Genomic DNA, 13392 nt, shown 5'->3' on the forward strand with positions numbered 1-13392 from the left:
CGTGCCCTTTTCACGTCAGGCGTGGGGGCGCCGAAAGGGGGCCGGGCGCGCGCCGATAATTCCGCCCCATGAGCAATTCACTGATCATCGCCACGCGCGAAAGCCGCCTGGCCCTGTGGCAGGCCGAGCACGTGCGCGCGCTGCTGCAGCAGCGGCTGGGCGCCACCGTCACCCTGCTGGGCATGACCACCCGCGGCGACCAGATCCTGGACCGCACCCTGTCCAAGGTCGGCGGCAAGGGCCTGTTCGTCAAGGAGCTGGAAACGGCACTGGAGGAAGGGCGCGCGCACCTGGCGGTGCATTCGCTCAAGGACGTGCCCATGGTGCTGCCTGAAGGGTTCACGCTGGCCGCCATCCTGGAGCGCGAGGACCCGCGCGACGCCTTCGTCTCCAACCAGTACGACGACCTGGCCGCGCTGCCGCAGGGCGCGCGCGTGGGCACCTCCAGCCTGCGCCGCGTGGTGCAGTTGCGCGCGCTGCGGCCGGACCTGCGCATCGAGCCCCTGCGCGGCAACCTCGACACGCGGCTGCGCAAGCTCGACGAGGGCCAGTTCGACGCCATCGTCCTGGCCGCCGCGGGCTTGAAGCGCCTGGGCCTGGCCCAGCGCATCCGCAGCGTCTTCGACGAGCAGCAGATGATCCCCGCCGCCGGCCAGGGCGCCCTGGGCATCGAGGTGCGCAGCGACAACGCCGCGCTCATCGCCCAGCTCGCCGGCTTCATCGACCGGCCCACCTGGCTGGCGACCATCGCCGAGCGCGCCGTCTCCCGCGCCCTGGGCGGCAGCTGCAGCATGCCGCTGGCCGCGCACGCGACCTGGGCGGGCGGCGAGATGCACCTGGACGTGCTCATCGGCGAGGACGTGGCCGAAGGCGCCCGCGCGCCGCTGCGCGCGCAACTGCAGGCCGCCGTCGCCGACGAGGCGCAGGCCGAGGCCCTGGGCACGCAGGCCGCGCAGGCGCTGCAACAGCAGGGCGCGGCCGGTTACCTCGGAGCGGCGCACTGAGCGCCGCGGTGTCCGCCATGCCGGCCTTGCGCGTGCTGGTGACGCGGCCGCAGCCGCAGGCCGACGAGTGGGTGGCGCGGCTGCGCGCGGCCGGCTTCGACGCCGTGGCGCTGCCGCTGCTGCACATCGCCGAGGCGCCGCAGCCGCCGCTGCGCGCGGCTTGGGCCGACATCGCCGCCGCGGCAGTGCATGCGCTCGTCTTCGTCAGCCCAAATGCCGTGAGCCGCTTCTTTGCCGCGCGGCCGCCCGGCACCCACTGGCCGGCCCAGGTGTGGGCCGCCGCGCCGGGGCCGGGCACGGCGCAGGCGCTCATGGACGCCGGCGTGCCGGCAGCCAGCGTCCTGCAGCCCGCGGCCGATTCGCAAAGCTTCGACTCCGAATCGCTGTGGCAACGCATGGGCGCGCTGCCCTGGAGCGGCCGCCGCGTGCGCGTGGTGCGCGGCGAAGGCGGGCGCGACTGGCTGGCGCAGCGGCTGCAGGAGGCCGGCGCGCAGGTGGGCTTCCTGCAGGCCTACGGCCGCGGCGCCCCCGCACCGCACGCCGCCCAGGCCGCGCTCATCGCCGACGCGCTGGCGCATCCTGACAACTTCATCTGGCTGTTCAGCAGCTCCGAGGCGGTCGGCTACCTGCCGGCACTGGCGCCCGCGGGCGCGGACTGGTCCGGCGCACGCGCGCTGGCCTCGCACCCGCGCATTGCGCAGGCCGCGCGCGACGTGGGCTTCGCGCAGGTGGCCGGCGTCCCTCCCGCTTTCGATGCCGTGTGCGCCGCGCTGCGCGACGCTGAACGCCCACTACAACATCCCCCGCGACCGTGAACCAAGCTGCCTCTACCGACGCCGCCGCCGTACCGCCGCCGCCCGCGGCGCCCGTGACCTCCCGCCGCCTCGCGACGCGCGACTGGGCCCTCATCGTGGCCTGTGCCGTGGCCGTGGGGGCGCTGGGCGTGGGCTGGAGCACCCAGCAGCGCCTGCGCGTGCTGGAAAAGGAGCTGATCAAGCGCCAGGACGACAGCCAGGGCGAGTCCGCGCAGGCGCTGCTGCTGGCCAAGCAGGCGCAGGACGCCTCGCGCGAAGCCGGCGCCCGCGTCGCGCTGCTGGACGCGCGCGTCTCCGAAGCCGCCCTGCAGCGCACGCAGATCGAGGACCTGATCCAGTCCCTCTCCCGCTCGCGCGACGAGAACGTCGTGGCCGACGTGGACGCCGCGCTGCGCGTGGCCCTGCAGCAAAGCACCATCACCGGCAGCACCGAGCCGCTGCTGCACGCCCTGCAGCAGGCCGACGAGCGGCTGCAGCGCTACAACCAGCCGCGCCTGGAGCGCGTGCGCCGCGCCCTGGCGCGCGACCTGGACCGCGTCAAGGCCGTGGGCGTGAGCGACCTCTCCACGCTCACGCTCAAGCTCGACGAGCTGGTGCGCCTGGTGGACGAGCTGCCGCTGCTGGCCGCCACCGAGTCGCGCCGCGCCCCGGCCGCCGCGCCGCGCAGCGCCTCCGCCTCCGAGGCGGGCGCCTCCGCCGCGTCCTGGAACGATCACCTGAGCGCCTGGTGGGACGCCTGGCCCGCCCGCGCGTGGGACGAGGTGCGCTCCCTCGTGCGCGTGGCGCGCGTGCAGCAGCCCGAAGCCCTGCTGCTGGCGCCGGAGCAGATGTACTTCCTGCGCGAGAACCTCAAGCTGCGGCTGCTCAACGCGCGGCTGGCGCTGCTGTCGCGCCAGTACGCCACCGCGCAGTCGGACATGCGCGACGCGCAAGGCGCGCTGGAGCGCTACTTCGACCCCGGCTCGCGCCGCGTGCAGGTCGCCTCCGACTTGCTCAAGCAGGTGGCGGGGCAGACCAAGCAGGTGTCGCTGCCGCGGCCGGACGAGACGCTGGCGGCGCTGGCCGCCGCGGCGGCGGGGCGCTGAGCATGCGCAGCGTCATCTGGCTGGTGCTGCTCTTCGTGGCGGCGGTGGTGGCGGCCATCACCTTGGGCGCCAACGACGGGCTGGTCTCGCTGTACTGGCGGGGCTGGCGCATGGACCTCTCGCTCAACCTCTTCCTGCTGGTGCTCCTGGGCGGCGGGGCGGTGCTGGTGTCGGCGCTGCAGGCGCTGCGCGCGCTCACCGGGCTGCCGCAGCGCGCGCGCGAGTGGCGCGCGCTGCGCCGCGAGCGCGCCGTGCAGGCCGCGCTGCGCCAGGCGCTGGCCGAGTTCCTGGCCGCGCGCTACACCCGCGCGCAAAAGGCCGCGCAGCGGGCGCTGGCGCTGCGCGAGTTCACGCCGGACGGCGGCGAGCAGGAGATGGCGCAGTTGTCGCACCTGCTGGCCGCGGCCAGCGCGCACCGGCTGCAAAACCGCGCCGAGCGCGACGAGCAGTTGCGCCAGGCCCTGGCCACGCGCCGTGTGGGCGTGCCGCGCGCGGGCGACGACGCCGCACTGCTGCTGGCCGCCGAATGGGCGCTGGACGACCGCGACGCCACGCAGGCGCAGGCGCTGCTGTCCGAGCTGCCCCCGGGCGTGGCGCGACGCACCCAGGCGCTGCGGCTGCGCCTGCAGGCCCAGCGCCTGGCGCAGCAGCCGCTGCAGGCGCTGCCCACGGCACGGCTGCTGGCCAAGCACCAGGGTTTTTCATCCGTGGCGGCCCAGGGGCTGCTGCGCTCGCTGGCCTTCCAGGCGCTGGAGCAGGCGCACGACCTGGACCAGCTCTCCCAGGTCTGGCAGGGCCTGGACCCGGCCGACCGCCGCGACCCCTTCGTCGCCGCGCGCGCGGCCCAACACGCCGCCGCGTTGGGCGGCCACGGCGACGCCCGCGGCTGGCTGCGCCCGCTGTGGGACAGGCTGGAAGAGCTCTCCACCGACGAGCGCGAGCAGATCGCCCTGGCGCTGCTGCCGGCGCTGCCGGGCGTGGGTGCGGACTGGCTGCCGCGGCTGGAGTCGGCGCTGCAGGCCTACCCGCAGGAGCCCGCCATGGTCGTGGCCGCCGGCGCGGCCTTCGCCGAGCGCCAGCTCTGGGGCAAGGCGCGCCGCCCGCTCGAGCAGTCGGCCCGCGATGCCCGCCTGGCCCCGGCCGCCCGCCGCCGCGCCTGGCGCACCCTGGCGCAGCTCGCGCGCGAGGAGGGCGACTTGCCGCGCGCACACGATTGCAATGAATTTGCAGCGGCTCTTGATTGACGCGCAAAAGTCAGTATAGAATTCAAGGCTCAGCGCGGCTGTAGCTCAGTTGGATAGAGTACTTGGCTACGAACCAAGGGGTCGTGGGTTCGAATCCTGCCAGCCGCACCAATAACAAGAAGCCCGTTGCTTGAACGAGCTGCCCAAGCCCTCAAAAGGGCCGGCAAACAAGTCAAGCAGCGGGACGCACGTAAAAACGTGATTCAACGTCAGTCAGTGATGACCGGCGTTTTCCAGATGCCCCGCCGGGTGTCGTCGCTTGCAAAAGCTCTCCGGTAAGCTTAGTAAGTTGACTAAAAAGATCGGCTTTAAGTGTTGTAAATACTAAAAAGCAGGTTATACTGGCGGGCTTGAAGCGGCTGTAGCTCAGTTGGATAGAGTACTTGGCTACGAACCAAGGGGTCGTGGGTTCGAATCCTGCCAGCCGCACCAAAACGTAAGAAAGCGGACAACCTTTACGGGTTGTCCGCTTTTTTCATGGCCGCTTCTTTTGCCATGTCCTCCCGATGGCGGATGGCGCGGGACGATGAAGCTCGCCACTCGGGCATCGCCCTTGCTGACTTGCGTTGAACGCTCAACTGCAGGAGTAATGGCGATGAAACAGGTTCAACAGGACGGCAAAGCCGGGTCGGACATCGACGGCATCTACCGGCAATTGAAAAAGGGCCTTGGACGCGAGCTGGTCAACGACGACAACGTGTTCGCGCTCATAGAGCTGGCCTCGCGCGACGGCCAGCAGGTGCTGGAGCAGGAGTTGCGCGAATGGCAGGCGCCATGCGGCACCAGCTCCGACACCAGCCCCGAGGGCCTGCACCACCTCGCCCCCAACCCCGGCTTCAACAAGGCCAACGTCAAGCACTGAAGTCCCGGCCCCGCCGAGCGCGTGCCGGCAGCCGCCGCGCGCTCGGGAGTACCGGGCAAGGGACGCAAAATCGCGCCATGAGCAAGGCATTCACGAAAGAGAGCGACAGCAGCGCCGACGAGGACGACGACCTGGCGCTGCCGCCGCTGCCCGCAGGCGGGCGCAACTACATGACGCCGCAGGGCTACGCGCGGCTGCGCGCCGAGTTGCTGCAGCTCATAGACGAGGAGCGGCCCAAGACGGTGGAAGTCGTCTCCTGGGCCGCCAAGAACGGCGACCGCTCCGAGAACGGCGACTACCTCTACGGCAAGAAGCGGCTGCGCGAGATCGACCGCCGCATCCGCTTCCTGACCAAGCGGCTGGACGTGGCCGAGGTGGCCGACCCGTCCGCGCACCACGGCAGCGACCAGGTGTTCTTCGGCGCCACCGTCACCTACGCCGACGCGCAGGGCGCCGAGCACACCATCACCATCAAGGGCATAGACGAGGTGGACAACCTCAAGGGCGAGGTGAGCTGGATCGCCCCCATCGCCCGCGCGCTGCTCAAGGCCCACGAGGGCGACGAGGTGCAGTTCGTGTCCCCCGGCGGGCTGCAGGTGCTGGAGGTGCTGGAGGTGCGCTACCCGAGGCCGGGCGAGGCCGCGGCGTCCTGAGGCACGGGGGCCGCGCAGGGCGGCACGGTGCAGCGTTGGTGAGCGAGGAGCGCCGCGGGGCAGGGCGCCTCTGTTGAGGGCGCAAGCCGGCGGCCCGCCGGCCGCGCCGCTCAGGGCTTGACGCGGTAGGCGCGCAGCACCGAGGGCGCGCGCTTGAGCGTGCGCAGCACGTCGGCCAGGTGCAGCCGGTCGCGCACGCTCAGCAGCAGCCGCATTTCGGCGCTGTCACCGCCGTGTTCCTCGCCCATGTCGATGTGGGTGATGTCGGCCTCGGCCGCGCTCACCGCGGCGGCCACGCGGGCCAGCACGCCCTTGCCGTTGCGCACCAGCACGAGCACCGCGGCCTCGAAGGGCCGCGAGATGTCCTCGGCCCACTCCACCGGCAGCCAGTGCTCGGCGTCGCGCTCGTGCAGCCGCCGCGCCACGGCGCATTCGGCGGTGTGCACGGTCAGCCCCTCGCCGCGGCCCAGGTAGCCGACGATGGAGTCGCCCGGGATGGGGCGGCAGCAGCGCGCGAGCTGCACCGAGGTGCCCTCGTTGCCGTCGATGGTCACGGTGCCGTGTTGGCCGCCGGCCTCCTCGCGGGCGGCGAAGCGGCCCATGGTCAGCGTCACGGCGTCGGGGCGCTGGCCTTGCTCGGCCATGAGCTGCGCCAGCCGCTTGGCCACGATGGTGGCGATCTTCTTGCCCAAGCCGATGTCGGTGAGCAGCTCGGCCGGGCCGCGGTTGCCGCTCCAGCGCGTGAGCGCCTGCCACAGCGCGGCGGTCTGTATGTCGGCGTCCTCGATCTGCGGCAGCTGCAGGCCTTCGGCGCGCAGCGCCTGCGCCAGCAGCTTTTCGCCCAGGGCACGCGACTCCTCCAGCTCCATGTTCTTGAGGTAGTGGCGTATCTTGGAGCGCGCGCGGCCGGTGCGCACGAAGTTCAGCCAGGCCGGATTGGGGCGCGCGCCCGGCGCGGTGACGATCTCCACCACGTCGCCGCTCTTGAGCTCGGTGCGCAGCGCCACGGGCTCGCCGTTGACGGTGGCGGCCACCGTGTGGTCGCCGACGTTGGTGTGGATGGTGTAGGCGAAGTCCACCGGGGTGGCGCCGCGCGGCAGCGCCAGGATCTTGCTCTTGGGCGTGAAGACGTAGACGGCGTCGGGGAACAGGTCGATCTTGACGTGCTCCAGGAACTCGCTGGCGTCGCGCGTCTCGTCCTGGATGTCCACCAGCGACTGCAGCCACAGGGCTCCCAGGCGCTGCGCCTCGCCCAGGCCGTTGTCGTCCTTGACCTTGTACATCCAGTGCGCGGCGATGCCGGCCTCGGCCACGGCGTGCATGGGCTCGGTGCGGATCTGGAACTCCACCGCCGTGCCCAGCGGATTGACCAGCGTGGTGTGCAGCGACTGGTAGCCGTTGGCCTTGGGGATGGCGATGTAGTCCTTGAAGCGCCCGGGCACCGGCTTGTAGAGCTGGTGCAGCACGCCCAGCGCGTGGTAGCAGTCGTAGAGCTCGGGCACCACGACGCGGAAGCCGAAGATGTCGTTGACCTGCGCGAAGCCGGTGTGCTTCTCGCGCATCTTCACGTAGATGGAATAGACGGTCTTCTCGCGCCCGGTGATCAGCACCTTGAGCTTGGCCGCGGCGAAGGCCTTTTCGACGTCGCCACGGATGCGCTCCACGAGGTCGCGCCGGTAGCCGCGCGCGCGCTGCACGGCCTTGGACAGCGCGGCGTGGCGCCAGGGGTGCAGGTACTGGAAGCTGAGCTCCTGCAGCTCGCGGTAGGTCTGGTTCAGGCCCAGGCGGTGGGCGATGGGGGCGTAGATGTCCAGCGTCTCGCGCGCGATGCGCCCGCGCTTGTGCGCGGCCATGGCCCCCATGGTGCGCATGTTGTGCAGCCGGTCGGCGAGCTTGATGAGGATGACGCGCACGTCGCGCGCCATGGCCAGCAGCATCTTGCGGAAGGACTCGGCCTGCGATTCCTCGCGCGTGTTGAACTGCAGCTTGTCGAGCTTGGTCAGCCCGTCCACCAGGTCGGCCGTGGCGGCGCCGAAGCGCTCGATGAGCTCCGGCTTGGTGATGCCGCAGTCCTCCATGGCGTCGTGCATGAGCGCGGCCATGATGGCTTGGGCATCGAGCTTCCAGTCGGCGCACAGGCCCGCGACGGCGATGGGGTGGGTGATGTAGGGCTCGCCGCTGGCGCGGTACTGGCCCAAGTGGGCCTCGTCGGCGAACTTGTAGGCCTCGCGCACCTTCTTGACGTCGGCCTTGGCGAGGTAGCCCAGCTTGTCGGTGAGGGCGGCGAACGACGCCACCTCCGCCGGCCGCGCGGCGGCCTGAGACGGGGTCGACGGAGCGCGCGTGCCCAGGTGCAGCGCGGACGGCAAGAGATCGGCGGCGAAGGAACGGATGCCCATGAGGCGAATTTAGCTTGTCGGCGCCCCCCGCATTCGCGGCAGGCCCAAATGAAAACGTGCGCCCAATGAAAACGGGCGCCTATAGCAGGCGCCCGTGTCAGGCCATGGGTGGCTAAGCCCCGGGGCCGGTCGTCAGACCGGCACCTTGCGCAGCATCTCCAGGCCGACTTCGCCGGCGGCGATTTCACGCAGCGCCGTCACGCCCGGCTTGTTCTTGCTCTCGATGCGGGGCGCGTGGCCCTGGCTGAGCATGCGCGCACGGTAGGTGGCGGCCAGAACGAGCTGGAAGCGGTTGGGGATCCTGTGGAGGCAGTCTTCGACGGTGATGCGGGCCATGCGGGCTTCTCCTTCAGAACCTTCGGAATAAGGCTCGTGGGCTGTTCAGATGAGGTCCAGCGCGGCGAACACCTGCGACTTGCTGCGCTGCTGTGACGCGTACTTCAGGCGCTGGGAGTGGACGACGGTCTTCAGGTCGAAAAGCGCCGTCTCGAAGAGGGCGTTGATTATAACGTAGTCGAAGTGCCGGGCCTGGGCGACCTCGTGCCGGGCGTTGACCATGCGCTGCGCGATCACGTCCGGCTGGTCCTCGCCGCGGCGCTGCAGCCGCTGGCGCAGCTCCTCCCAGCTCGGCGGCAGGATGAAGATCAGCACCGCGTGCGCAAAGAGCTGCTTGATCTGCAGCGCGCCCTGGTAGTCGATCTCCAGCACCACGTCCTCGCCGGCCTGCAGCCGCGTCTCGATGGCGTTGCGCGAGGTGCCGTAGCGGTTGCCGTGCACCTCGGCCCATTCGAAGAAGTCGCCGTGCTCGATCATGGCGTCGAACTGGGCGTTGCTGATGAAGTGGTACTCGCGCCCGTCCTGCTCCTGCCCGCGCGGCGCGCGCGTGGTGTGCGAGACCGAGACGGCCAGGTGCGAGTCCAGCTCCAGCAGCGCCTTGACGAGGCTGGATTTACCAGCGCCGCTGGGCGCTGCGACGACGAAAAGATTGCCCGGGGTTTCCATGGTTTGAGGTCCCTGTACTGCGGCTGCTTCGGCCGGTATCACTCGATGTTCTGCACCTGCTCGCGCATCTGCTCGATGGCGACCTTCATCTCCACCGACACCGAGGTCAGCTCCAGCGCCGCGGACTTCGAGCCCAGCGTGTTGGCCTCGCGGTGCAGCTCCTGGATGAGGAAGTCCAGCCGCTTGCCCAGCTCGCCGCCCTTGGCCAGCAGCCGCTCGATCTCGTCGAGGTGGGCTTTGAGGCGCGACAGCTCCTCGGCCACGTCGATGCGTATGGCGTAGGCCGCGGCTTCCGACAGCGCCCGCTCGGCCTGCGCCTCGGCGCTGACGGATGCGCCCGCGCCGGCCGTGGCCAGCGCCTCGCGCCAGCGCTCCAGGAAGCGCTGCTGCTGGCGCTGCACCACCTGCGGCACCAGCGGCTCGGCCTGCGCGGCCAGCTCGCGCAGCCGCTGCACGCGCTCCATCAGGATGGCCACGAGGCGCCCACCCTCGCGCTCGCGCGCCTCGCGCAGGCCTTCCACGGCGGCGCGGGCCGCCTCCATGGCGATCTCGTCGGGCTGCTCGCTCGTCCCGCCGCTGCGGCACCACTGCAGCACCTCGTGCACCGACAGCGGCGGCGCCTTGGACATCCAGCCCTGCACGGTGCTCTCCAGCCGCGACAGCAGGTGCAGCTGCTGCGGCGTGGGCTGCGGCCAGGCGCCTTCACCGTCGCGCCCGGTGGAGACACGCAACTCGATCTTGCCGCGCTTGAACGTGCCGCTGACCAGCTCGCGCAGGGCCGGCTCCAGCGAGCGCAGCTCGTCGGGCAGGCGCAGGCTCAGGTCCAGGAAACGGCCGTTGACCGAGCGCAGCTCCACGCTGACGCTGCCGCTGACGGCGCCCGATTCCGGATTCGTGGCCCCGCCGGCGCTGGCGCTGGCGTAACCGGTCATGCTGTAAACTGGCATGGCGTTTATCGCATTGCAAAATTCGATTATGTCAAAGCCCAAGCCGGCACCGCTGCCAGCCGGCACCGTGGTGGGCGGCTACCAGATCGTCAAGAGGCTGGCTGCCGGGGGCTTCGGGGTGGTGTACCTCGCCGAGGATGCCCAGCGCCATCTTGTTGCGCTGAAAGAATATTTGCCATCTTCCCTGGCCGAGCGCGCCCCCGGAGAGCTCGCCCCGCGCGTGCGTGTGGACAAGCAGGCCCTCTATCGACTTGGCCTCAAGAGTTTCTTCGAGGAAGGGCGCTCGCTCGCCCAGATCAGCCACCCCAGCGTGGTCTCGGTACTCAATTTCTTCCGGGAAAACGAGACCGTGTACATGGTGATGAACTACCTGCAGGGCGACACGCTGCAGGACTTCATCGTCACCGCGCGCGACCTGAAGCGCGACAAGGTCTTTCGCGAATCCACCATCCGCAGCCTCTTCGACGAGGTGCTGCGCGGCCTGCGCATCGTCCACCAGCACAAGATGCTGCACCTGGACATCAAGCCGGCCAACATCTTCATCACCGACGACAACCGCGCCGTGCTGCTGGACTTCGGCGCCGCGCGCGAGGTGCTGGCCAAGGAGGGCGACTTCATCCGCCCCATGTACACCCCCGGCTTCGCCGCGCCGGAGATGTACCGCCGCGACGGCACCCTGGGCCCCTGGACCGACATCTACGCCATAGGCGCCTGCATCTACGCCTGCATGCAGGGCTACCCGCCCAACGACGCGCCGCAGCGCATCGAGAAGGACCGCCTTGCCCTGAGCCTTTCGCGGCTGCGCAACATCTACTCCGACAACCTCATCGAGGTCACGGAATGGTGCATGTCGCTGGACCCGCTGTCGCGCCCGCAAAGCGTTTTCGCGCTGCAAAAGGAGCTTGGCCGCGAGACCGAGCGCCGCTACACCAAGCTCTCCTTCAGCGAGCGGCTGAAGCTGCAGATCGAGAACCTCAAGACCGGGAGCAAGGTGTAAGGGGCGCCGCGCCCGCCGCCTTGCCCGCCTAGCGCCCATGAAGTTCAGCGTCTACCAGCTCAGCCGCCAGGGCGGCCGCGCGCGCAACGAGGACCGCATGGGCTACTGCTACACGCGCGAGGCCGGCCTCTTCGCCCTGGCCGACGGCATGGGTGGCCACCCCGAGGGCGAGGTCGCCGCGCAGCTCTCGCTGCAGACCCTGGCCGGCCTGTTCCAGCGCGAGGCCCAGCCCTGCCTGGCCGACCCGCAGCGCTTCCTGCAGGAGTCGCTGCTCGCGGCCCACCGGCAACTGCTGCGCTACGCCGGCGAACGCGCGCTGGCCGACACCCCGCGCACCACCATGGTGGCCTGCGTGCTGCAGGGCCGGCATGCGTACTGGGCGCACAGCGGCGACTCCCGGCTGTACCTGCTGCGCGAGGGCCGGCTGCTCTCGCGCACCCGCGACCACTCCTACGCCGAGCTCGCGCGCACCCTGGAGCCCGCGCGCGAGCCGCGGCGCAACCGCAACGTGCTCTTCACCTGCCTGGGCAGCCCCGGCAAGCCCGTGGTCGACGGCGGCGGCCCGCAGCGGCTGCAGCGCGGCGACCGCGTGCTGCTGTGCTCCGACGGCCTGTGGGGCTGCGTGGACGACGCCGACATCGCCCAGGCGCTGCAGCCCTCGCAGCCGCTGTCCGAGGCCGTGCCCGCCCTGGTGGAGCGTGCCCTGGCCGTGGCCGGTGCCCGCGCCGACAACGTCACCGCGCTGGCACTGCAGTGGGATGCCGAGGAGGACCCGCTGCACCTGGCCGTGGCCGAAACCGCCGCTCCCGTGCCCTTCGCCTCCACCTTCCAGCCACCGGACTTCAGCCCAAGCGCGGACGACGGCTTCGACGACGAGGACATCGAGCGCTCCATCCGCGAAATCAACGAAGCCATACGGCGCTCCACGCAGCGCCGCACCAAGTAACCCAACCTTTTTCCGGACCCCCATGACCGCTTTTGAACGCACGCAAGGCCGTGCCGCCGACGCCCTGCGCCCCGTGCGCATCACCCGCCGCTACACCCGCCACGCCGAGGGCAGCGTGCTCGTCGCCTTTGGCGACACGCAGGTGCTGTGCACCGCCTCCGTCGAGGAGCGCGTGCCGCCGCACAAGAAGGGCAGCGGCGAGGGCTGGGTGACGGCCGAGTACGGCATGCTGCCGCGCGCCACCCACACCCGCGGCGCCCGCGAGGCGGCCAAGGGCAAGCAAAGCGGCCGCACGCAGGAGATCCAGCGCCTCATCGGCCGCTCGCTGCGCGCGGTGTTCGACCTGGGCGCCCTGGGCGAGCGCAGCATCCTCATCGACTGCGACGTGCTGCAGGCCGACGGCGGCACCCGCACCGCCGCCATCACCGGCGCCTATGTGGCCGCCGCCGACGCCGTGAGCTGGCTGCTGGGCAAGGGCCTCATCACCCGCTCGCCGCTGCGCGACGCCGTGGCCGCCATCTCCGTGGGCCTGGTCGAAGGCACGCCGCTGCTGGACCTGGAGTACGTCGAGGACGCCGCCTGCGACACCGACATGAACATCGTCATGACCGCCAGCGGCGGCATCGTGGAAGTGCAGGGCACGGCCGAGGGCGCGCCCTTCAGCCGCGAGCAGCTCGACGCGCTGCTGGCCCTGGGCGCCAAGGGCATCGCCGAGCTGGTGGCGCTGCAGCGCCGCGCGCTGGCGGACATCACGGAAGGCGCGGCATGAAGCTCGTCCTCGCCTCCAACAACGCCAAGAAGCTCGCCGAGCTGGGCACGCTCTTCACCGGGCTGCCGGTGGCACTGGTCACGCAGGGCTCGCTGGGCATTGCCGAGGCCGAGGAGCCGCATGTGAGCTTCGTGGAGAACGCGCTGGCCAAGGCGCGCCACGCCGCGCTGGCCGCCGGCGGCCCGGCCATCGCCGACGACTCCGGCCTGTGCGTGGACGCCCTGGGCGGCGCGCCCGGCGTGATCTCCGCGCACTTCGCGCCGCTGCAATTCCCCGCCGGCCTGCCGCGCGAGGAGCAGCGCGCCCAACAGGACGCCGCCAACAACGCGCTGCTGCTGGCCAGGCTGCAAGATGAAGCCAACCGCCGCGCCCGCTTCGTCTGCACGCTGGTGGCGCTGCGCCACGCGCAGGACCCGGAGCCGCTGATCGCCTTCGGCCGCTGGGAAGGCCGCATCCTGGAGCAGCCCGCGGGCGAGGGCGGCTTCGGCTACGACCCGCTGCTCTTCATCCCCGGGCTGGGCCAGGCCGTGGCCCAGCTCGGCGCCGACGTGAAGAACGCGCACAGCCACCGCGCCCTGGCCGCGCGCCAGATGGCCGCGCTCATGCGGGAGGCCTGGCACCTTGGCTGACCAGCAGTCCCCTTCTCCCGGCGGCCCCGGCGCTCCGGCG

14 protein-coding genes and 2 tRNA genes are annotated in these 13392 nt (G+C 71.1%); 12 read left to right on the plus strand and 4 right to left on the minus strand.

Translation table 11 applies throughout. The features are described 5' to 3' along the window. The first annotated feature begins 68 nt into the window (after positions 1-68). The 8 genes from hemC to greB all read left to right on the plus strand — a co-directional run bounded on the left by hemC (position 69) and on the right by greB (position 5663). Positions 69-1004: a hydroxymethylbilane synthase gene (gene hemC, locus SM757_RS13970; RefSeq protein ID WP_322465938.1), complete on the plus strand. Its 936-nt coding sequence runs from the start codon at positions 69-71 to the stop codon at positions 1002-1004. Positions 1005-1021: 17 nt separating this feature from the next. Then, positions 1022-1819 (plus strand): uroporphyrinogen-III synthase, encoded by a 798-nt coding sequence (locus tag SM757_RS13975; protein ID WP_322465939.1) that lies wholly within the window; start codon positions 1022-1024, stop codon positions 1817-1819. Then, positions 1816-2904, plus strand: coding sequence for a uroporphyrinogen-III C-methyltransferase (locus tag SM757_RS13980; protein WP_238455926.1), 1089 nt, complete (start codon positions 1816-1818; stop codon positions 2902-2904). The genes SM757_RS13975 and SM757_RS13980 overlap by 4 nt, the downstream gene beginning before the upstream one ends. Positions 2905-2906: 2 nt before the next feature. Further along, entirely contained in the window at positions 2907-4148 is a 1242-nt protein-coding gene (locus tag SM757_RS13985; RefSeq protein ID WP_322465940.1) for a heme biosynthesis HemY N-terminal domain-containing protein, read from the plus strand. 34 nt (positions 4149-4182) lie between these two features. Next, positions 4183-4259, plus strand: a tRNA-Arg gene (locus SM757_RS13990). Positions 4260-4503: 244 nt separating this feature from the next. After that, positions 4504-4580 (plus strand) — tRNA-Arg (locus SM757_RS13995). Positions 4581-4743: 163 nt separating this feature from the next. After that, positions 4744-5010 carry a hypothetical protein gene (locus SM757_RS14000; protein ID WP_322465941.1) on the plus strand — a complete coding sequence of 89 codons (267 nt, stop codon included), beginning with the start codon at positions 4744-4746 and terminating at the stop codon, positions 5008-5010. A gap of 77 nt (positions 5011-5087) precedes the next feature. Beyond that, entirely contained in the window at positions 5088-5663 is a 576-nt protein-coding gene (gene greB / locus SM757_RS14005; protein ID WP_066338262.1) for a transcription elongation factor GreB, read from the plus strand. Positions 5664-5773: 110 nt separating this feature from the next. Here greB and SM757_RS14010 read toward each other — a convergent pair whose 3' ends face one another. From SM757_RS14010 to SM757_RS14025, 4 genes are all read right to left on the minus strand, one after another. After that, positions 5774-8062, minus strand: a complete 2289-nt coding sequence (locus SM757_RS14010; protein WP_322465942.1) for a RelA/SpoT family protein — start codon at positions 8060-8062, stop codon at positions 5774-5776. Positions 8063-8194: 132 nt separating this feature from the next. Then, positions 8195-8398: a DNA-directed RNA polymerase subunit omega gene (gene rpoZ / locus SM757_RS14015; RefSeq protein WP_066338251.1), complete on the minus strand. Its 204-nt coding sequence runs from the start codon at positions 8396-8398 to the stop codon at positions 8195-8197. A 45-nt stretch (positions 8399-8443) separates the two neighbouring features. Then, positions 8444-9064 carry a guanylate kinase gene (gene gmk / locus SM757_RS14020; protein ID WP_322465943.1) on the minus strand — a complete coding sequence of 207 codons (621 nt, stop codon included), beginning with the start codon at positions 9062-9064 and terminating at the stop codon, positions 8444-8446. A gap of 38 nt (positions 9065-9102) precedes the next feature. After that, positions 9103-10011 (minus strand): YicC/YloC family endoribonuclease, encoded by a 909-nt coding sequence (locus SM757_RS14025; protein ID WP_322465944.1) that lies wholly within the window; start codon positions 10009-10011, stop codon positions 9103-9105. A gap of 28 nt (positions 10012-10039) precedes the next feature. Between SM757_RS14025 and SM757_RS14030 the strand changes: the two genes are divergently transcribed. Genes SM757_RS14030 through SM757_RS14045 form a run of 4 tightly spaced genes read left to right on the plus strand, consistent with a single transcriptional unit; the run spans position 10040 to position 13352 of the window. Beyond that, positions 10040-11008, plus strand: coding sequence for a serine/threonine protein kinase (locus tag SM757_RS14030; RefSeq protein WP_322465945.1), 969 nt, complete (start codon positions 10040-10042; stop codon positions 11006-11008). A gap of 37 nt (positions 11009-11045) precedes the next feature. Further along, positions 11046-11954: a PP2C family protein-serine/threonine phosphatase gene (locus tag SM757_RS14035; RefSeq protein ID WP_322465946.1), complete on the plus strand. Its 909-nt coding sequence runs from the start codon at positions 11046-11048 to the stop codon at positions 11952-11954. A 22-nt stretch (positions 11955-11976) separates the two neighbouring features. Then, positions 11977-12723, plus strand: a complete 747-nt coding sequence (gene rph, locus SM757_RS14040; protein WP_322465947.1) for a ribonuclease PH — start codon at positions 11977-11979, stop codon at positions 12721-12723. Further along, the gene (locus SM757_RS14045; protein WP_066338232.1) at positions 12720-13352 is read left to right on the plus strand and encodes a non-canonical purine NTP pyrophosphatase; all 633 of its coding nucleotides are present in this window, start codon (positions 12720-12722) and stop codon (positions 13350-13352) included. Before rph ends, SM757_RS14045 begins: the two co-directional genes overlap by 4 nt. The last annotated feature ends 40 nt before the right edge of the window (positions 13353-13392 follow it).

The sequence above is a fragment of the Azohydromonas lata genome, from assembly GCF_034427735.1.
In the GTDB taxonomy this organism is placed as follows: Bacteria; Pseudomonadota; Gammaproteobacteria; order Burkholderiales; family Burkholderiaceae_C; genus Azohydromonas; species Azohydromonas lata.

Bases quoted from the DNA above. Each gene is read 5' to 3' on its own strand.
- hemC (WP_322465938.1), top strand. From the start codon at position 69: ATGAGCAATTCACTGATCATCGCCACGCGCGAAAGCCGCCTGGCCCTG.
- SM757_RS13975 (WP_322465939.1), top strand. From the start codon at position 1,022: ATGCCGGCCTTGCGCGTGCTGGTGACGCGGCCGCAGCCGCAGGCCGAC.
- SM757_RS13985 (WP_322465940.1), top strand. From the start codon at position 2,907: ATGCGCAGCGTCATCTGGCTGGTGCTGCTCTTCGTGGCGGCGGTGGTG.
- SM757_RS14000 (WP_322465941.1), top strand. From the start codon at position 4,744: ATGAAACAGGTTCAACAGGACGGCAAAGCCGGGTCGGACATCGACGGC.
- greB (WP_066338262.1), top strand. From the start codon at position 5,088: ATGAGCAAGGCATTCACGAAAGAGAGCGACAGCAGCGCCGACGAGGAC.
- SM757_RS14010 (WP_322465942.1), bottom strand. From the start codon at position 8,062: ATGGGCATCCGTTCCTTCGCCGCCGATCTCTTGCCGTCCGCGCTGCAC.
- rpoZ (WP_066338251.1), bottom strand. From the start codon at position 8,398: ATGGCCCGCATCACCGTCGAAGACTGCCTCCACAGGATCCCCAACCGC.
- gmk (WP_322465943.1), bottom strand. From the start codon at position 9,064: ATGGAAACCCCGGGCAATCTTTTCGTCGTCGCAGCGCCCAGCGGCGCT.
- SM757_RS14025 (WP_322465944.1), bottom strand. From the start codon at position 10,011: ATGCCAGTTTACAGCATGACCGGTTACGCCAGCGCCAGCGCCGGCGGG.
- SM757_RS14030 (WP_322465945.1), top strand. From the start codon at position 10,040: ATGTCAAAGCCCAAGCCGGCACCGCTGCCAGCCGGCACCGTGGTGGGC.
- SM757_RS14035 (WP_322465946.1), top strand. From the start codon at position 11,046: ATGAAGTTCAGCGTCTACCAGCTCAGCCGCCAGGGCGGCCGCGCGCGC.
- rph (WP_322465947.1), top strand. From the start codon at position 11,977: ATGACCGCTTTTGAACGCACGCAAGGCCGTGCCGCCGACGCCCTGCGC.
- SM757_RS14045 (WP_066338232.1), top strand. From the start codon at position 12,720: ATGAAGCTCGTCCTCGCCTCCAACAACGCCAAGAAGCTCGCCGAGCTG.